The organism is Kitasatospora sp. NPDC058965 (genome assembly GCF_042741245.1).
GTDB lineage: Bacteria > Actinomycetota > Actinomycetes > Streptomycetales > Streptomycetaceae > Kitasatospora.
Window position 1 is genome coordinate 14503 of record NZ_JBHYKG010000068.1, and the last position, 16880, is coordinate 31382.

The window sequence follows — 16880 nt, forward strand, 5'->3', positions numbered from 1 at the left end:
GGCCAGCGCCGCAACGCCCTCAGGTCGGCGGCACCGCCCCGGCGTCCATGTCGTCGCGGACCCGGTGCACCCGGACCGGGTGGCGCCAGCGCAAGGAGGCGTCGCGGGCGAAGCGCATCCGGCGGCACGCGCCGAGCTCTCTCCTCCCGGTCATCGCCGCCGCCAGCGCCTCCTCGCGGCAGCGACGCGGAGACGACCGCCCACGAGACCAGGCGGGCCGAGCTGGGGACATCGAGCGCCGGCAGCCGCAGCCTGCGCAGGTGGCGTCAGGTCATCGGTACGGGGACCAGCGGGATCATGGTGGTCATCACTACGGCGCTGCCCACGTCGCCCCCTCGTCAACAACGGCCCGGTCCGGCCGAGGTGGTCCAGCTTTTCACGACGTGGTGCGGGGATGCGTGCCGTGCGTCAAAGCCGGTTGACCATGTGTCAATGGCTGGCCGGTTCGCCGCTATCGGCGGTCAGGCACGCGTGGCGAGGGCGAGCGTGTCGACGAGGGCGGTGAACTCACGGACGTCCCGCTCGCGTTTCCATGGGGCGAGAGCCTCAATGACCTTGGCGAGGTAGGCGGTGGCACGGCTGGAGCTGACCGTGGCCAGGATCCTGGCGGCTTCGCGGCCGGCCGCCAGCCCGCTGTCGAGGTCGCTTGCTTGCAGGTGGCTCGTGGCGATGACCGTGTAGCGGAGCCCTGTCGCCCGGGCGAATCGGTCCGCCGGCATGGTCTGGGCCCGCTGGCTCCAGGCCAGGGCTTGCGCGGGTCTGCCCAGGTCGCGGTTGACCTCAGCGGCATCGGCCGCGAGCCGGGCCTCGGTGAAGTAGTCCAGCCACTTCGGGTCGTGGCCGCCGGGACGGATCTGGCCGAGCAGGTCCTCGGAGCGGTCCAGAGCCGCAGTGGCGGCGAAGGAGTCGCCAAGCCGTGCGTGGGCCCGGGCTTCGGCGAGCGCCGCGAAGGCAAGGACGCGGGGGGCCGCGTGGCCTTTGGCCCGCTCAAAGGCCCCCTGGGCCATGTCGACGGCACCGTCGGCATCGCCCTGGAGCAGGCTCTGGATCGCCATAGTGCTGAGGACGTAGGCGCCCATCTCGACATCGGCGCCCGCCCGGGCCAGGCGCAGCGCCTGGATGAAGTGCTGCTGGGCGACGGCGTGCTGGCCGCTGTCGAACGCCGACCAGGCCACGACGCGCGCGAGCTCGGCGGTGGCGGAGAACAACTCGCGGCCGACCTCGTCGCAGTAGGTGCCGTCCAGGAGCGGGACGGCCTTGTGGGTGAGGCATTGGGCTACCGAACTGGAGCGCCAGTCGCCCCCGCCGAACTTGGAGTCCCACTGGCGGGCCTGGTCTGCGGCCTCCCACAGGTCGGCCAGGTCAGTACGTCCGATCCTGCGCCCGCGGCTCTGCCCGCCGGTGGGGTCCGAGGGGAGGGCGAGCCAACGGGTGACGGGGGTGGCGTAGGCGGCGGCGGCGAAGGTGCCGCCGCTCAGGAAGTCGCGTCGTTTCACGTTGCCGGTACTCCAGTAGTCCTGGACGCCGCGGACGGCGTCGGTGCGGTCTCTGGGGAAATCCCAGCCCAGCTGGGCAGCCGCCTCGCGCGCCACGCCCATGCCGATCTCCTCCGGGTCGACTGCCCGGCCGATGCGGCGGCTGAGGGCGGTGGTGATCAGCCTCGGGGCCGGGTCCTTGGGCCTCATGCCGGCCACCCAGTTCCCCACGCTGGTGTGTGAGTAGGACGTCGGGTGTCCCTCGGCGGCTCCGAGCTGGTTCACGAGGTGGGCCAGTGCCTTGCGGCTGACCCGGTAGGTCGTCAGGAAGTCGTCCAGCTTGGTGTTCGGCTGCTTCGGTGTCCGGTGCGCCACGGCGAGGCCTCCTCGGTCCTGTCACGACGCTGGCGCGTGGACGGCCAGCGCCTTCATGGGACCGCCCGCGGCCCTGGGCGGGCCAGGGCTGCGGTTTGGGCTGTTTCCGGGACGCTCGGTGGGATGGATCTGGGACGGATCTGGGATGTCAGGCCTGGCGCAGCAGGTCGAGGACGGTCTGGTGGTAGACGGCGTAGACGTGTGGCAGTTCGGTGAGGTGGGCGCGTTCGTCGATTCCGTGGAGTCCTTCGTAGGGGACGCCGAAGCCGGCGGTGGCCGGGATGCCGTGGAGGGCGAGGAGGTTGCCGATGTTGGAGGGTCCGGCGGTCTTGGGTCGGGGTTCGAGGCCGGTCTTCTTGGCGGCGCGCAGCAGGGTGGCGGCGGGTTCCTGGCCGGGGCCGAGCTGGAACGGGGGCCAGGTGGCGACGGTGTTGACGGTGGTGGGGTGCTGGGTGGGGTGGTTGCGGTCGAGGGCGGCGGTGGCGGCGTGGACCAGGTGGTGGGCGTCGTGCTCGGTGTAGGCGGGGGTGGTGCGGATGTCGATGTTGAGGGTGCACAGGTCGGGGACGACGGAGTAGCCCTCGCCGCTGTGGCAGGCGGTGACGGAGATTTTCGGGGGCAGGGCAAAGGGGTCGCCGTCGGCGGGGGTGGGGAGGTCGGCGTTGTCGAGGGCGTGGATGAGGTGGGCGGCGCGGGAGATCGCTCCGACGGTCGGCCGGCTGGAGCCGGAGTGGCCGGACGCGCCGTGGACCTTCACCTGGGCGCGCCACAGGCCGCGGCCGCCGACGACGACTTCGTCCAGTCCGGGGTAGCCGATCATCACGCCGTCGGGGCGGGTGGCCTGCGGATCGGCGAGGTAGGCGAGGGCGCCGCCGAAGCCGCCGGTGTGCTCGTCGACGTCCAGAAGCACTGCGAGGCCGCCGGCCAGTTCGTGGGCGCGGGCGCGGACGTCGGCGGCAATGTGGACGAAGGTGGCGGCGGCGAGCTTGGAGTCGGCGCTGCCCCGGCCGAGCAGCCAGCCCTGCTCGATGTCGCCGGACGTCGGCGAGAAGGACCAGGCGCTCTCGTCGCCGAAGGGCGCGGTGTCCAGGCACGCGTCCAGCGCCCACCACGGTCCGGGTGAGGCTCCGGCGACCTCGACGAGCAGGCCGACGAGGGTGCCGTCGGGGCTGCGGAGACGCCGGTGCGGCAGCAGGTGCTCGGTCAGCCAGTCCTCCAGGATCGTCAGGACCGGTTCGTACGGGTCGATGCCGCCGCGGCTGGGCGCGCGCACCAGCCGTTGCGCCAGGTCGACGACCGATGCTGCTCGGTGTTGTGCCGCCTCCAGCAGGTTCTCGCTCACGTCGCTCCTCGACCTGTCTCTACTTCTCGCGCTGGGTGAGCGCGAGCACCGCTTCCGGGGTGTGCAACGGCCGAGCCGAGGCCCATGCCTCCCGCGCGTGCTGGACCAAGCCGACTGCGGCCTCGGGCCCGAGCAGGACCCCGGAGTCGAAGCCGTCGGCGCCGTGCAGGGACGGCAGCGGGACCACCGCCAGGGTCTCTGAGGCGACGAAGAACCGCTCCATCGCGGCTGGCTGCTCGACCACGCCGATCCGCAGGGTCGGGTGGCCGTTGCGCCGCTCGCGCGGGTCGCGCAGCTCCAGCAGGCGCAGCAGATGGTCAGTCAGTTCCTGGTGGTGGGGAGGCCCGTACAGGACGCGGTAGTGCACCAGGTCGGGGACTTGGGCTACGGCGGTCTCGATCGCCGCCAGGTAGGACTTCTCGCGGGAGCGGCTGCCAGTGACGACCAGCCACTCCTGCGCGGTGGACGCGACCTCGACCATGGCGCCGACCAGGTCGGACCAGCGGGTGAGCAGGCGGTGCACAACGTCGGTGCCGGCCTGCTCCAGGACGCTTGCGCCGGTGCCGTCCTGGTGAGCGAAGAGCACGGCGGAGCGCTGGCGGTACAGCTGGGCGAGGGCGTCGCGGTTTCTCTTTCCGGTGCGGCGGCGGCCGGATTCCCAGGCGCTCATCAGGCTGGGGTCGGTGGCGCCGCCGGTGATGGCGTTGAGGTTCGCTGCCGCCTGGTCGAGGGTCCAGTTGCGCGCGGTGCGCTCGCGTTTAAGTGCGGAATCGCCGTCGGTGCCTCGCGTCATGGCCGCCCCCTGCTGCTTCGTTGTTGGATGTCGTCCCCAGCCCACGGCCCGCCGGAACCTTCCCTGTCCGGCGGCCGGTCGGCGGCGGGTGTGGGAGGGCTTCGGCGGGCCGGTGGGTCAGAAGTGCTCGGTGAGCCAGGGCTCGCGCTCGCAGGTGGTGCGCACCAGCGCGGTGAGCGCGTCGGGGGCGCCGCACAGTCCTGCGAGCCGGGCTGCGGCGGTGCTGCGGTAGGCGCCGGCGTACCAGAGGGTGAACTGGGCGCGGGTGAAGGTGACCTCGCACTCGGTGGGTGCGGCCGGAGTCAGCTGGGCGGCGCCTTTCGCGATCTCCAGCAGGTAGTGGTCCTGCCCGGAGCTGTCCTGGGTGCCGATCTCGATCCCGATCCGCAGGTCGAGGTCGGCGGGCCAGCCGCGCAGGCGGACCGCTTCCTCCAGGTCCAGGATGCGCAGCATCCACGGCGGCTGGGCGTGGGTGGTCAGCAGGGTGGCGCGGGGCAGGGTGTGGAGCAGCAGCGGGTAGGGCGGCAGTGCGGTGCGCTCGAAGCGGATGGTGGGCACGCGGCTGTCCCAGCGGCCGAGGAAGGCGAGCATCGCGGTGGCGGCATCCGGGTCGGCGGCCCAGAAGCCGTGGACGGTCAGCTGGGCGCCGCGTTCGGGGTGGCGGGTGGTGGCCAGGGTCAGCTGTCCGGCCGGGGCGTGGCTGACGGGGTTGGTGAACTCGTAGGTATGGGCGCCGTGGTGCTCGGTGAGGAAGGCGTTCCACCAGCGGGGGCGGGCCAGTGTCCCGTTCCAGGCGCGGGCCAGCTCGGCCTGCAGCTGTTCGCCGGCCAAGGTGGCGCCGTGCTCGATCCGGAAGGCGCCAGGGTCGAACGTGCTGCGCAGGGCGTCGGCGGGGACCTGCCAGGTGGCTGCCGGCGCGGGCGCCTGCCAGCCCATCCGGCGGGCGTACTTGGTCAGGGCGGTCCAGACGGTGGCAAGGACCGCGCCCTGCTCGCGCAGCGGGCGGATCCGCTCCTCAAGCATCCGGTGGGCCAGGTGCTCGCCGCGTTCCTCCGGGGCCACGCATCCGGAGCCCAGGCAGGCGGTGGGCACAGGGCGGCCGCCGAAGTGCTGGCCGGTCAGGAAGCCGAGTCCGCCGGCGACGACCTTGCCGCCGCGAACCGCGATGCGGGTGTCGACGCGTCCGGCGAGCTGGCGGATGGCGGGGACGGGGTGGCCGTAGCTGCGGGTGGCCAGGGCGTCATAGTCGTCGAGGAGGCCGCGTTCGGCCTGGATGAACAGGGTCCGCTCGCTCATCGCGGTACTGCTCCTGTCAGTAGTCGGTGGCATCGCGCAGGGGCTGCGCGTCGGCGGGGACGAAGAAGGTCCGTTCGGCGGTGAGAACCTGCTCGCCGCGCTGATTGTGGCCGGTGATGCGGCAGGTCACGATGCCGTTCCCGGGCCTGCTGGCCGAGGGGCGGGAGTGGAGGATCTCGGTGGTCGCGCTGAGGGTGTCGCCGACGAACACCGGGGCGGTGAAGCGCACCTTGTCCAGGGCGAGGTTGGCCGAGGTGAGGCCGCTGGTGGCGCGCACGGTCATGCCGATCACGATGCCGAGCGTGACGATCCCGCAGACCAGGGGCTGGCCGGGGCCGGTGGTGCGGCAGTACTCGGCGTCCGAGTGGACCGGGGCGGGGTTGCCGGTCAGGGCGAGGGTCATGGCGTGGTCGAGCTCGGTGACGGTCCGCTTGGGCCGATGCTCGATGACGGTGCCCGCAGGCAGTTCACCGAGCCCGGCGCCGACGACCTCGCGGTAGCGGTTCTCGCCGATCCAGCGGAAGCCCTGGAGGGTGGTGTTCACGTTCGTCTCCTTCGGCGGTGGGTCAGGTGGCCTGGTGGCCGGCTCGTTCGGTGAGGGCCTGGGCGGCGGCGTAGAACGGGGCGCCGACCATCTGGCCGTGGACGTTGGCGATCGACGCGCCGGTCCGGCCACGGGCGGCGACGATGGCGCGGGCCTGGGCGAGTTCGGCCTCGGTCGGGCGGAACGCCTCGGTGATGGCCGGGACCTGACGGGGGTGTACGGCGGTCTTGCCGGTGAACCCGAGAGCGCGAGCCTGCTCGGCCTCGGTGCGCAGCCCATCGGTGTCGGTCAGGTCGAAGTAGGGGGAGTCGATGGCGGCGACGCCGGCGGCCGCGGCGGCGTTGGCCAGGACGGCGCGGGCGTGCAGCAGTGCCTGCCAGGTGCGGCTGGCGCCGGTGATCGCGGCGTAGTCGGCCGCGCCGAAGAACACGCCCTCCAGCCGGGGGGCGGCCAGGATCGTGGAGGCGTTCTCGATGGCCCGCGGGGTCTCGATCAGGGCCCAGATTTGCGGGGTGTAGCCGTCGCTGTCCAGGACGGCGGCGGCCACCTCGATGTCGCGGGCGGATTCGACCATGGGGACCAGGACGAGCGGGGGACGGTGGTCCGCGAGCGCGAGGAGGTCGCGCAGTCCGGCGCGAGTGGTCAGGGCGTTGATCCGGACGGCGGGGACGGGTCCGGCCGGGTGGGTGGTGGCGAAGAAGTCGGCGGCGCGCTCGCGGGCGAGGTCCTTGTCCTGGGGGGCGACGGAGTCCTCCAGGTCGACCAGGGCGACGGTGGCGCCGCAGCTGCGGGCCTTGGCGAAGCGCTCGCCCGCCAGGGCGGGGGTGATGATCCAGGCCCCGCCCGGGGCGCTCCACCGGCGGCTCACGGGCGCTCACCGCTTTGGTGCCGGCGGGCGCCGGGACTCTGCGGTGCGCTCAGGTTGTTCACGGTCTTCTCCTGTTCGGCAGGGTCCGGCCCGCCGTCGCCTGGCGCGATGGCGGGCCGGGAGGGACGGGGTCAGGTGCGCTGGAGTTGGCGGACGACGGCGGGAATCTGGTCCTCCTGCCCGGCGACGACCTGGCGTCGGCCGAGCTCGAAGAGGACGTCGACCGGGTCCACTCCCCCGCGGCGGGCCGCTTCCAGGACGGGGAGCTTGAAGCCGGAGAAGACCCCGGCCAGGCCGCTCACCAGGCTGATCGAGTCGATCGTCGGCGGGGCGCTCATCAGGCGAGCCTCGGCGAGGTCGGCGGCGGCAAGCAGCTGGTGCAGGTCGATGCCGGTGGGGTGGCCGGTGCGCTGGAGGACGACGGCCAGCACCTCCAGCTGGGCGTTGCCCGCGCCCGCGCCGAACCCGCGGGCGCAACCGTCGATGACACTGGCTCCGGCTGCGACGGCGGACAACGAGTTGGCCATCGCCAGGCCGAGGTTGTTGTGGCCGTGGAAGATGACCGGCACCTCGCCGACGGCGCTGCGGATGGCGGTGATCCGGGCCGTCACGTCGGCGGGCAGGTAGTGGCCGGCGGAGTCCATGATGCCGACGGCCTGCGCGCCGTAGGCCACCAGCAGGGCGCACTGCTCGGCGAGTTCGGCGGGTCCGATCATGTGGCTCATCAGCAGGACGGCCTGTGCCTCGACGCCCGCCGACCGGGCCTCGCCCAGGTGGCGTTCGGCGACGTCGGCCTGGGAGCAGTGGGCGGCGATCCGTACGACGTCGGCGCCGCGGCGCACGGCGTTGGCCAGGTCCGCGCCGGTGCCCCAACCCGGTGCCAGGAAGACGCCCATCCGGCTGCGGGTCAGGGACTCGCGGACGACGGTGAGCATCTCGTCGTCGCTCAGCCTGGCCTGGCCGAGCTGGAGGGAGGAGGCGCCCAGGCCGTTGCCGTGGCCGACCTCGACGACGGGCACGCCGGCCTTGTCGGCGGCGGTGGCGTAGGCGCGCAGCTGGTCGGCGTCGAGCTGGTGGCGCACCGCGTGGTGGCCGTCGCGCAGGGTCGGGTCGTAGAGCGTCACCTTCGGCCGGCTCACCTGGTCCATGGGGCTGCCCCTTCCCGGGTAAGGGCGGCGGCGGCCCGCTCGGCGGTGTGCACGGCGGCGGCGTTGATGATGTCGAGGTTGCCCGCGTAGGCGGGGATGTGGCTGCTGTGGGCGGTGACCTCCAGGGCGACGTCGATCCGCTCGCCGCTGACCGTGCAGGAGGTGACGGTGTAGCCCGGGGCGAAGGCCCGCACACGGTCGGCGGCGGCCAGGACGGCGGCGCGCACCGGCTCCGGGCGGGCGTTGGGCGCGAGCACGGTGACCTGCACGCGAAACGGCGGCTCGGGCCGGGCCGGGCTGAGGTTGAGCAGCGCCTTGACCCGGTGCGCTCCGGTCAGCTCGCGGACGGCGGCCTGGGTGGTCGCGATGTACTCGTCGATGTTGAGCCGAGTGCCGCGCCCGGTGCTTGCGGTGGCGGCGGTGGCAACGACCTCGACGTAGTTCGGGGCGCAGGTGCTGGCGATGGCGTGCAGGACGGGGATCGCGGTCTGCCCGCCGCAGCTGATCATGTTGAAGTGCCGGGAGGCCCGGGCGGCCTGGTCGCCGTTGACGGTGGGCACCACGCGCGTGCCGGTGCTGCTGGGGGTCAGGTCGACCAGCACGGCGCCTGTGGCCGCGAGCGCATCCCAGTGGGCGGCGTGCACCGCCGCGTTGGAGGCGTCGAAGACGACGTCGAAGCGCTCCCCGGCCTCGACGAACGCGGTGATCCCGCCGGCCATCGTCGCGAGCCCCAGCTCGGCCGCCCGGGGCAGGCCCGGCGAGGTCGGCGCGCGGCCGACGATCAGGGCGCACTCCAGCACGCCGGACCTGCCGAGCCGCTCGGCCAGGTCCATGCCGATCTTGCCGGTCCCGAGCACCGCGGCCCTCAGTCGCACTGCGGGTTCCTTCATGACGAACTCCCTTCCGCATTCCGGTGATCTGTGAAGTCGGCCGCCGCCAGGACGTGAACGCCGGGCGGGGCAGGTTGGTCAGCGGGTCCGGACGCTGACCGGGGGCAGCGCCTTGCAGCTCGCCTCGACGTGCGCGCCCGCGAGCAGGGGGAGGCTGCCGTGCACCGAACCGGCCAGGACGATGTCGCCGGCCTTCAGCCCGACGCCGAACGCAGCCAGGCGCCTGGCCATCCACACCACGGACGCCAGCGGGTCCCCCAGGACTTCCCGGCCCGCACCGGTGGCGGCCACGGCGCCGTCGATCCGCGTGCTCAGAACCTGATCGCGCAGATCCATCCCCCACTCGAAGGCCGCGGGCGGGCCGGTGACGATGCGGGCGCAGGCCGCGTTGTCCGCGACGCTGTCCTCCAGCGTGATCTGCCAGCCCCGGTACCGGGTGTCGATCACCTCCAGGGCGGCCATCACCTGCGCTACAGCGCTGCGCGCGGTCTCCAGGTCCACGGCCTCCCCGGCCAGGTCCCGCCCGAGGACGAACGCGAACTCCGCCTCGATCCGCGGGCACACCAGCCCCGAGACGGCGAGCTCACCGCCACTGGGCACGGCCATGTCGTCCAGCAGGATCCCGGAGTCCGGGGCGTCGATGCCCATCTGCTCGCGCATCGCCGCCGACGTCAGGCCGATCTTGTGGCCCACCGGGCGGGCGCCATCGGCGATCCGCAGCGCCGTCCCGGCCCACTGGACGCGGTAGGCGTCCGCCAGGGTCACCCCCGGGCGGCGCGCCGTCAGCGGCTCGATCGGCGTGCCGGAGCGCTCGGCCGCGAGCAGGGCACGCGCTTCCTGCTCCACCCACGGCTCCTGCGGGCTCCCTCCCGGCCCCGGAATGAGGCAGGGGTCCCCGGCCACCGTGGCACCCAGGTGGGCCAGGCCCGGAAGCAGAGGCGGGAGGGTGTCGAGTACCCGATCGCGGGTGCAATTGTGCTGCTCGCTGCTGAGCGCCGGGGCGCCGGCAGCAGCTTCGGACGGTCCGGACATGGCGTCCCCCAGGGGTGAGGTCCCGGTACAGCCGATCTGTACCGGCCCCATCACAGCCCTCCGGCCGCCGACGGCGGCAGGGCCCACAAGGGGGCCGACGGTCCGCAGGCGGGCACACACGCCCGTGGCCGGCCGGGAAGGTCCCGGTCGGCCACGGATGGGGATCAGCGGGGGGCGGTCAGGCGGCGGGCAGGGTCCGCTGCGTGTTGTAGCGGGTGACAACCTGCGGCAGGAAGTCCGCGCAGTGGCCGAGCGCGGCCACGTCCGCCGCGGAGCGGACCACCGCGAGCTGGTCCAGCTCGGCGGCGGCGCCGCGCGAGGCCTCGGCCTCCACCAAGGCCTCATGGTGCTTGTGCGCCAGCCCGGCCGTAACCGGTGGAGCAACGAAGTGGACGCCGATGTTGCCGAACTCGCCCCGCGTGACGCCCCACACCGCCATGTCCTCGGGGTCGGCAGTCACCCCGACCTCCTCCACCATTTCCTGCGCCGCGTGGCGCCGCAGGGCCGCCAGGTCAAGGGTCCCGTCTTCCGCCGGGGGCTCCGCCGATCCGCCGGGCAGCGCCCACCGGCCCGGGGACGCGGTCGATCCCGAGTTCCGCCCGACGATCAGCCCGCCGTCCTCAACCGGCTGCAAGACGGTGACGAACACCGACGCGGGCAGCCACGAGCAGGTTTCGAGGCGGCGCAGCGCGCGGTAGCGGTAGGTGACCCGAGCCCACGACAGCAGCAGCTCATCACCTGTGTTCTCGACCGCGATGCAGGCCACCGCCGGGCCGTCGAACAGAGCCGGCTGACGAGCGACCGCTTCCTCCCAGAACCGGTCCATGGCCGCCCGTTCCTCGGACGACAGCGGGGGCACCGGCACTTCGAGCAGGCGCAGCGCACGGGCATCGAAGAACTCAACAGCAGAGTCGGTCACCTGCTCATCGTGGCAGACCGGGGAGCCTCGTTCGCCGCGCTGAGCGCAACCGGCCCGGCTGTGCTACCTTGCCCTGCCCGCCACGGCCGGCCGCCGGAGTCCCTCGTGCAACGCCGCCTCACGGGACCGGCCCGTCATCTCGTTCCCGGCAGAACCACCCCGTTGAGGGACGCCGTTCCCCCGGAGCTTGTAGTAACTGCGGCATGGGCCCTCACGCGCTCTGTCGGCCCCCTCGTCTGCCCTCCCCACACGCCCGGCACGGCGGTGTGATGGCCTCGGCGCGGCGGCGCAGCCCCGCGAATCAGTCCGCCCGCCCGGGTCCGCCGAGACTCCACGGGAAGTGAACATGTCGATCACCTTGAACAGCGGCGCCCGCGTGGTGGCCGTGGTCGCCCACCCCGACGACGACGCGCTGATGTTCTACGGCACCCTGCGCACATGGCGCAGCTGCGGTGCGAGCGTCACCGTGCTGCTCGTCACCCACGGCGTCAACGGCGTCTCCGTCGCCGACCAGGCCACCGGGCTCCGGCTGACCACGACCCAGCGCCTGGCCGAGATCGAGGCCTCCTACCAGGACACCGGAATCGCGGTGGAGTGCCTCGGCTTCGAAGACGGAGCCCTCAGCGCTGACCGCGAGCTGGTCACCGCCATCGAGGCCGCGCTGCTGCGCCTGGGCTGCACCGTGCTGCTGACCCACGCCCTCCACACCGGGGTCGACCACCAGGACCACCTGGCTGTCGCCCGCGCCGCACTGAACGCGGCCGCGCGGGTGCCCACCTGCACGACGATCCTGCACGGCAAGCCGCACGCCCCGCGCCACGAGTTCACCACCTCCGTGCTCGTCGACATCACCCCGTACATCGCCGACAAGATCAAGGCCCTCCACACCCACCAAACGCAGGCCGGCCGCTACTACCTCACCGAGGACTACACCCGTTGGCGCGCCGCCGGGCCGGGCTGGACGTTGCTCCCCGCCCAGGCCGGTGAGTGCCGCTACTTCGAGGAACTCGCCCCTTCCCTGCTGCTACTGAGCCAGCAGGCCGACCCGCGCCGCTGAACCCCATCGCCCAGGTCCCCCGGCTTGGGGCGGTCACCTGAGCACCTGTGGACCTGTCCGCTCTCGTGAGAGGTGAATCATGACCACTCTCAAGGCCGTCATCGCCGCCGCCGGCGTCGGAAGCCGCTGGTTCCCGGTCGGCAAGACCACCCCCAAGTGCATGCTGCCCGCCTGGAACAAGCCCCTGCTCGCCTACACCGTCGCCGACTGCATCGCCGCTGGCGCCCAAAAGATCGCCGTCGTCACCGCGCCCGGAGAGTGCACCCGCCAGGTCCGGCACTACCTCACCGAAGACCCGGAGCTCAAGCACTACTTCACCGCCCGAGGCTGGCAGGACAAGTACCAGCCGATCGCCCAACCGCCGGCCGCCGAGTTCACCATCATCGAGCAGCCCCGCGACAACGGCCTCTACGGCACGGCCCTGCCCCCGCTCTGCGCCGCCGACTGGATCGCGGACGACGACTTCCTCCTCGTCTCCGGCGACGACCTGCTGCTGCGCCTCGACCGCGGATCCGACCTCGCGGACCTCGCTGCCGCCCGCCGCGACGCCCGGACCGCGGCCGCAATCGCCGTCACCACCCGGCCCTCCGACAAGCCCCTGCGGTACGGGATCGTCGAGCCCCGCGCCGGGACCGGGTCGCGCCTGCTGCTCGACAGGCTCCGTAGCTGGGCTCCCGAGGACGGGCAGCGCCGCACCGCCTACATCGACATCAGCCGCTCCCTCCTCCCGGCATCTGCCCTGCCGTACTTCGCAGCGGTCCAGCCGGCGGCCAACGGAGAGCTCCGCGCCACCGACGCGATCACCGCCTTCGCCGCCGACCACCCCACACTGATCCACCCGATCCTGGGAGCCTTCCACGACTGCGGGACCCCCACTGGCCTGCACGCCGCCAACACCGCCATCGCGTGCTCGGCGCGGAGATTCCTCAGCAGGCGCTGAGCGCATCGGCCAGCACCGCGAGCCCTACGCCAGCCGATTAGGCCGGGCCGATGATCCGATGGTTGGACCGGTGTCGGGCGGACCCGAAATCGCGCTGGCCCGGGCCGGCGCCCACGCGCAGGCCGACCCGCTGCTCACCGACCTCGCGGTGCTCGGCGTCCAGCGGCCCGGCGCCGACGAGCACCGCGCCGCCCTGGCCGCGGACACCGCCCACGCCCTGCACCTGGTCAGCGGCGCTGCCGAGAACGGCTTCCTGCTGAGCATGGCCGACGCGCTGTGCGTCGCCGCCGCCGACCGGATCGGCCTGCCGGTGGTGGCCGCCGACCTCCTCACGCCCAACCCCGCCGGGGCGCGCACCCCGGCCGCCGACCTCCGTTAGGACGAGCCGTCAGCTACTCCTAACGGATCGTCAAACAGCGCGCTCAGCTGCAAAGATGCCGATTCTCCGAGGCCAGGGGCGGGCGTGATTTGACGTTCAAAACAGGGGTGTGGTCTCGTGATCCTGTGCCCACCCGGGGCCTCGGCTCCGGGGACGGCACCGCTCCGCCCGCCGGGTACCCGGAGGGCGGCGCCCCCTCTCGTCCTACCCCTGGCCGGCAACTCGGCCGGCAGATCGACGAGAGGACGCGCCATGGAGCGCAAGCCCGACCGGCACTGGTACCGGAGGTTCCACAGGACCCTGCAGCGGTACCCGGAGGCCTTCTGGCGGTGGCTGAGCCGCAACTACCGTGCGGTCTCCGCGCTCACCGGACTGGGCATGCTGATCACGGCAGTGCTCAAGAAGTAGCACCACCGCACGGGCTAGGCAGGGCAGGACAAGGCAAGGGCGCCCCGACCAACGCAACTGGCCGGGGCGCCCGTCGTTCCTACGGCAGAGTGCGCCTCCGCCGTACCCGGGCACGGTACCAAACCATCCTTGCGCATGTGCGCCTTGGTGCGCTCCGTGGAACTGGGTCTGGCCCTGTGCGCGTGATGGAGCGCGATGTCGGCGGTGTAGAGCGCGCGGTTGCGGGCGTGGCCGCCGGCGAACAGCATCACCGCCTGCTCGGCGCCCGCCCCTGCGCGGTCGTACTGGTGGAGATCGGCCCGGCACAGCGATTCGAGGCCCGCCAGTTCGCCGGGGACGAAGAACTCGAGCCAGTCGGGGTCAGCGTCGCGTGGCCCCTTGGCGTAGAGGTCGAAGGCGCGCACCATCGCCGCCTCAGTGAGTGCGCGGTCGCCCTGGAGGGCCCAGCCGCGGGCCTCACGCATCGCCAGGAGCGCCAGCCAGCGCGGTGATCCGAGCTGGGCGGCCGCGCGCTGCGCCACCTGGGCGGTGCCCACGGCCTCGCGGGGGCGGCCGGTGGCGTGGGCGAGCTGGGACAGGCACGCGAAGGCATGGGCTTCCAGCCCTGGATCGTCGCCTTGGCGGGCGCTGGCGAGCGCCTCGGTGTAGAGGGAGCGGGCGTCCGCGGTGCGTCCGGCATCCAGCGCGAGCCAGCCTGCGGCGACCGACAGCATGCCGGTGGCGCTGTGGAGTTGGCGTCCGAGGGCTTCGCTGTAGCGGCCCTGGGCCAGCCAGGTGTGGGCGGTGTGCAGGGCTGTGGTGGCCTGCTGGCCGAGGTCGGCGGAGCCATGGTCGCGGTCCTGCGCGTACAGGTTCTGCTCGGCCTGCCGGAGGGCTTGGAGGTGGTCCGCGCCCAGGGCCGGGCCGGCGCCGGCTGGGGAACGGCCTGCCCGCCGACATGCGGGCCCTGCTCGACCTGACCGAGCGTCACCCGAACCCGGAGTACGGGCCGGCGAGGATCGTGGTGGACGCCGCCCGCGCGGTGGGCGCCGAGACGGAGCTCGGCCCGGTCGGCCGGGCCGGCTGGGCGACGGTGTTCAGCTTCCAGTCGAAGAAGGCGATGACCACGCTCGGCGAGGGCGGCATGGTCACCACCTTCGACGAGGAGTTGGCCGTGCGGCTGCGCCGGCTGCGCAGCTTCGGCAAGGGTTGCCTGCTGGGCAGCAACTACAAGCTGAGCAAGGTGCAGGCCGCCGTCGGCCTCGTCCAGCTGCGCCGCCTGGGCGAGATGAACGACCGGCGGATCCGGCTGGCCGAGCAGCGTACCGCGCTCCTGCGGGAGCTGCCGGTGCCGGGACTGGTCCTGCCGCCGAGCATCGGGCGCGCCCACACCCACTACCTCTACAACCTGCTGCTGCCCCCGACCTGGGGCGCGGCCGGCCGCGACGAGGTCCGGCGGGTGCTGGCGGTGCGGCACGGGCTGGGCAGCCTGCCCGGCGAGCGCCCGACCCACCTGGGACACCAGCTGATCGGTGAGGCGACCACGGGCCAGCACCTGCCGCTCGCCGAAGCCACCGCCGGCCGGCTGCTGACCCCGTGCCTGCACCCGCTGATGAGCGAGGCGGAGAACAAGGAGATCGCCGAGGCGATCGGCGAGGCCGTCCTCGCGGTGGCCGCCACCCACGCCTGACCATCCGTCGACCCGCGGGGGCCGGGCAACGGCCCGGCCCCCGCCCAGCCCGGGAGCATCCCCATGACCGTCCGACAGCTGTTCGGCATCACCGCCACCACCGACGTCCACTCCAACCTGGGCCGCGTCGTCCCGCTGCTCGACCACCTCCACCACGCCCGCCGCACGCACCTGGTGGTCGACTGCGGCAACTGGTTCGAGGGCACCGGCTACCACCAGCTCGGGCGCGGCGCCGTCGAGCGGCAGATCCTCACCCGCCTCTACGACGCCGTGGCACCCGGAAACCACGGCTTCGCCAACCACCTTCACACCCCGGAGCTGTACGGCATCACGGTGTGCGCCAACGTCACCGACGCCGACGGCGCCCCGGTGTTCCGCACCCTCCACCGGGCCATCGTCAGCGGGCGCCGGGTCGCCGTCACCGGCATCATGGGCCCGGCCGCGTTCGACGCGATCCGTGTCGAACAGCGCCCCGGCCTCCACCTGGCCGACCCCGCCCACGCCCTGGCCCACCTCCGCGCTGAGCCCTGTGGCTCGGGTGGTCCCTGCCGTCGAGGGCGAAGTAGCGCAGGGCCGTGAACGACCTGACCGTCGATCGCACGGCCCCGGCGGCAGCGGAGGATGATCAGTGCGTTCAGCGCGGCCGGCTGGCCGGTCGAGTCGGACGGCTTCGCGGAAGGGGGCCAGTGGGCCGGCTACCCCGGGCCGCTCTGGTCGCTCATGTCCCGGCCCAGTCAGGAGGACTGGGACGCTGATCCCGATGACGCCGATCGCGTGGACCTCACCGCCGTCCCGGAGTTCACGTTCATCGCCCCCCGGATCAGCATCAATACTGGCGAGGCGATGGTCCATCGGGTGCCGGCCACCACCGGCCCGGCGGACCTGGTCGCCGAGGTGTCAGCCGCGCTGGCCCAAGCACGCGGGCAGGAGATCGCCAAGCTCGCCGACGCCGCCAGCTGCTCCATCTGCGGCGACCGCTACCCCAAGCAGCACCTGTTGGCCCCCACCACCAGCGACAAGCTCACCGTCTGCCCGGCCTGCGTCTTCGACGGCGACCTGTTCGCCGCCGCGCACCCCACCCGGCTGGCCTTTGAGATCGACCGTCTCATCAACGAGGACCTCACCGTCCCGGCTGGCTGGTCCGCCGTTGTCGCCCTGCTCGCCTGCGGTGGCGGAGAGGCGTTCGTCGACCACCTTGGGCAAGCTGGCGGGCTGTATCTCCCTGCCGAGCACTGGTCGGATCCGTTGCTGCTGTGGATCTGGCTCCCACCCGGTCCCCGTCCAGCCGCTCTCACCGCGCTCGGCCCCGGGGCCAGCCTGAAGGCGGTCGTTGCCGCCATTGACATTGCCCACCCGGACCTGCGCGAGCGTTTCCGCGCGGCCTTGGCCGAGGATCTTGAGGAGGACCCGGACGATCCGCAGACCGACCGCGAGGACTATCTGGTGGAGTCGCTGTGGCCGGCAGTCATCGCCTACGCCGTCTCCTTCGGGACCCAGAGCCAGGAGCGTCCCGGCCATCGCCCGCCGTGGCACGTCCTGTCGGACTCCTTCGAGCCTGGCACACTGGCCGACCACTTCGAGGAGCTCGGCAGTGAGCTCGACGGGGGGAGCCTGGCTGTCACCTTCACCCTGGAGACCGGCGTCCGAACTGTGGCCGAGGCCCTCGGCTGGACCACGGGCTTCTGACGGGGTATCAGCGCATGGCCCCTCTGCCCTGCGGTCCTTGGATCGCAGGGCAGAGGGGC

At 72.9% G+C, this 16880-nt stretch carries 20 protein-coding genes; 8 read left to right on the plus strand and 12 right to left on the minus strand.

Annotation, left to right across the window (positions count from 1 at the left end; genetic code table 11):
• Positions 1 to 19: 19 nt before the first annotated feature.
• The 11 genes from ACFW1A_RS14290 to ACFW1A_RS14340 form a co-directional block, all read right to left on the minus strand.
• Positions 20 to 154: a hypothetical protein gene (locus ACFW1A_RS14290; protein WP_380408737.1), complete on the minus strand. Its 135-nt coding sequence runs from the start codon at positions 152 to 154 to the stop codon at positions 20 to 22.
• A 307-nt stretch (positions 155 to 461) separates the two neighbouring features.
• Positions 462 to 1850 (minus strand): sporulation protein, encoded by a 1389-nt coding sequence (locus ACFW1A_RS14295; protein WP_380408699.1) that lies wholly within the window; start codon positions 1848 to 1850, stop codon positions 462 to 464.
• Positions 1851 to 1998: 148 nt separating this feature from the next.
• The gene (locus ACFW1A_RS14300; protein ID WP_380408701.1) at positions 1999 to 3192 is read right to left on the minus strand and encodes a M20 family metallopeptidase; all 1194 of its coding nucleotides are present in this window, start codon (positions 3190 to 3192) and stop codon (positions 1999 to 2001) included.
• Positions 3193 to 3211: 19 nt separating this feature from the next.
• Positions 3212 to 3985, minus strand: a complete 774-nt coding sequence (locus tag ACFW1A_RS14305) for an XRE family transcriptional regulator (RefSeq protein ID WP_380408703.1) — start codon at positions 3983 to 3985, stop codon at positions 3212 to 3214.
• A 117-nt stretch (positions 3986 to 4102) separates the two neighbouring features.
• Positions 4103 to 5281, minus strand: a complete 1179-nt coding sequence (eis, locus tag ACFW1A_RS14310; RefSeq protein WP_380408705.1) for an enhanced intracellular survival protein Eis — start codon at positions 5279 to 5281, stop codon at positions 4103 to 4105.
• Between the two features lie 16 nt (positions 5282 to 5297).
• Positions 5298 to 5825 (minus strand): MaoC family dehydratase, encoded by a 528-nt coding sequence (locus ACFW1A_RS14315; RefSeq protein ID WP_380408707.1) that lies wholly within the window; start codon positions 5823 to 5825, stop codon positions 5298 to 5300.
• Positions 5826 to 5847: 22 nt separating this feature from the next.
• Entirely contained in the window at positions 5848 to 6693 is an 846-nt protein-coding gene (locus ACFW1A_RS14320) for an HpcH/HpaI aldolase/citrate lyase family protein (protein WP_380408709.1), read from the minus strand.
• Between the two features lie 131 nt (positions 6694 to 6824).
• The gene (dmpG, locus tag ACFW1A_RS14325) at positions 6825 to 7841 is read right to left on the minus strand and encodes a 4-hydroxy-2-oxovalerate aldolase (RefSeq protein WP_380408712.1); all 1017 of its coding nucleotides are present in this window, start codon (positions 7839 to 7841) and stop codon (positions 6825 to 6827) included.
• Complete coding sequence (locus tag ACFW1A_RS14330; protein WP_380408715.1) at positions 7829 to 8731, minus strand: acetylating acetaldehyde dehydrogenase; 903 nt, start codon at positions 8729 to 8731, stop codon at positions 7829 to 7831. Before ACFW1A_RS14330 ends, dmpG begins: the two co-directional genes overlap by 13 nt.
• A gap of 78 nt (positions 8732 to 8809) precedes the next feature.
• Positions 8810 to 9577, minus strand: coding sequence for a 2-keto-4-pentenoate hydratase (locus tag ACFW1A_RS14335; RefSeq protein WP_380408717.1), 768 nt, complete (start codon positions 9575 to 9577; stop codon positions 8810 to 8812).
• A gap of 364 nt (positions 9578 to 9941) precedes the next feature.
• Complete coding sequence (locus ACFW1A_RS14340; protein ID WP_380408719.1) at positions 9942 to 10682, minus strand: NUDIX hydrolase; 741 nt, start codon at positions 10680 to 10682, stop codon at positions 9942 to 9944.
• A gap of 346 nt (positions 10683 to 11028) precedes the next feature.
• Here ACFW1A_RS14340 and ACFW1A_RS14345 point away from each other — a divergent pair, with 346 nt between their 5' ends.
• The 4 genes from ACFW1A_RS14345 to ACFW1A_RS14360 all read left to right on the plus strand — a co-directional run bounded on the left by ACFW1A_RS14345 (position 11029) and on the right by ACFW1A_RS14360 (position 13466).
• Complete coding sequence (locus ACFW1A_RS14345; protein ID WP_380408721.1) at positions 11029 to 11739, plus strand: PIG-L deacetylase family protein; 711 nt, start codon at positions 11029 to 11031, stop codon at positions 11737 to 11739.
• Between the two features lie 79 nt (positions 11740 to 11818).
• Positions 11819 to 12679: a sugar phosphate nucleotidyltransferase gene (locus tag ACFW1A_RS14350; protein WP_380408723.1), complete on the plus strand. Its 861-nt coding sequence runs from the start codon at positions 11819 to 11821 to the stop codon at positions 12677 to 12679.
• Between the two features lie 70 nt (positions 12680 to 12749).
• A complete protein-coding gene (locus ACFW1A_RS14355) occupies positions 12750 to 13058 on the plus strand; it encodes a hypothetical protein (RefSeq protein ID WP_380408725.1) in 309 nt (102 codons plus the stop codon).
• A 252-nt stretch (positions 13059 to 13310) separates the two neighbouring features.
• Complete coding sequence (locus ACFW1A_RS14360; protein ID WP_380408727.1) at positions 13311 to 13466, plus strand: hypothetical protein; 156 nt, start codon at positions 13311 to 13313, stop codon at positions 13464 to 13466.
• Between the two features lie 14 nt (positions 13467 to 13480).
• Here ACFW1A_RS14360 and ACFW1A_RS14365 read toward each other — a convergent pair whose 3' ends face one another.
• A complete protein-coding gene (locus tag ACFW1A_RS14365; protein WP_380408729.1) occupies positions 13481 to 14179 on the minus strand; it encodes a hypothetical protein in 699 nt (232 codons plus the stop codon).
• 12 nt (positions 14180 to 14191) lie between these two features.
• Here ACFW1A_RS14365 and ACFW1A_RS14370 point away from each other — a divergent pair, with 12 nt between their 5' ends.
• From ACFW1A_RS14370 to ACFW1A_RS14385, 4 genes are all read left to right on the plus strand, one after another.
• Positions 14192 to 14425: a hypothetical protein gene (locus ACFW1A_RS14370; RefSeq protein ID WP_380408730.1), complete on the plus strand. Its 234-nt coding sequence runs from the start codon at positions 14192 to 14194 to the stop codon at positions 14423 to 14425.
• Positions 14404 to 15135: a DegT/DnrJ/EryC1/StrS family aminotransferase gene (locus ACFW1A_RS14375; RefSeq protein ID WP_380408732.1), complete on the plus strand. Its 732-nt coding sequence runs from the start codon at positions 14404 to 14406 to the stop codon at positions 15133 to 15135. Before ACFW1A_RS14370 ends, ACFW1A_RS14375 begins: the two co-directional genes overlap by 22 nt.
• A 63-nt stretch (positions 15136 to 15198) precedes the next feature.
• The gene (locus ACFW1A_RS14380; RefSeq protein WP_380408734.1) at positions 15199 to 15714 is read left to right on the plus strand and encodes a hypothetical protein; all 516 of its coding nucleotides are present in this window, start codon (positions 15199 to 15201) and stop codon (positions 15712 to 15714) included.
• Between the two features lie 42 nt (positions 15715 to 15756).
• Positions 15757 to 16821 carry a hypothetical protein gene (locus tag ACFW1A_RS14385; RefSeq protein ID WP_380408736.1) on the plus strand — a complete coding sequence of 355 codons (1065 nt, stop codon included), beginning with the start codon at positions 15757 to 15759 and terminating at the stop codon, positions 16819 to 16821.
• The last annotated feature ends 59 nt before the right edge of the window (positions 16822 to 16880 follow it).

Coding starts and splice junctions, on each gene's coding strand:
- ACFW1A_RS14290 (WP_380408737.1), bottom strand. CDS start 154: ATGACCGGGAGGAGAGAGCTCGGCGCGTGCCGCCGGATGCGCTTCGCC.
- ACFW1A_RS14305 (WP_380408703.1), bottom strand. CDS start 3,985: ATGACGCGAGGCACCGACGGCGATTCCGCACTTAAACGCGAGCGCACC.
- eis (WP_380408705.1), bottom strand. CDS start 5,281: ATGAGCGAGCGGACCCTGTTCATCCAGGCCGAACGCGGCCTCCTCGAC.
- dmpG (WP_380408712.1), bottom strand. CDS start 7,841: ATGGACCAGGTGAGCCGGCCGAAGGTGACGCTCTACGACCCGACCCTG.
- ACFW1A_RS14330 (WP_380408715.1), bottom strand. CDS start 8,731: ATGAAGGAACCCGCAGTGCGACTGAGGGCCGCGGTGCTCGGGACCGGC.
- ACFW1A_RS14345 (WP_380408721.1), top strand. CDS start 11,029: ATGTCGATCACCTTGAACAGCGGCGCCCGCGTGGTGGCCGTGGTCGCC.
- ACFW1A_RS14350 (WP_380408723.1), top strand. CDS start 11,819: ATGACCACTCTCAAGGCCGTCATCGCCGCCGCCGGCGTCGGAAGCCGC.
- ACFW1A_RS14360 (WP_380408727.1), top strand. CDS start 13,311: ATGGAGCGCAAGCCCGACCGGCACTGGTACCGGAGGTTCCACAGGACC.
- ACFW1A_RS14365 (WP_380408729.1), bottom strand. CDS start 14,179: ATGCTGTCGGTCGCCGCAGGCTGGCTCGCGCTGGATGCCGGACGCACC.
- ACFW1A_RS14375 (WP_380408732.1), top strand. CDS start 14,404: ATGCGGGCCCTGCTCGACCTGACCGAGCGTCACCCGAACCCGGAGTAC.
- ACFW1A_RS14380 (WP_380408734.1), top strand. CDS start 15,199: ATGACCGTCCGACAGCTGTTCGGCATCACCGCCACCACCGACGTCCAC.
- ACFW1A_RS14385 (WP_380408736.1), top strand. CDS start 15,757: ATGATCAGTGCGTTCAGCGCGGCCGGCTGGCCGGTCGAGTCGGACGGC.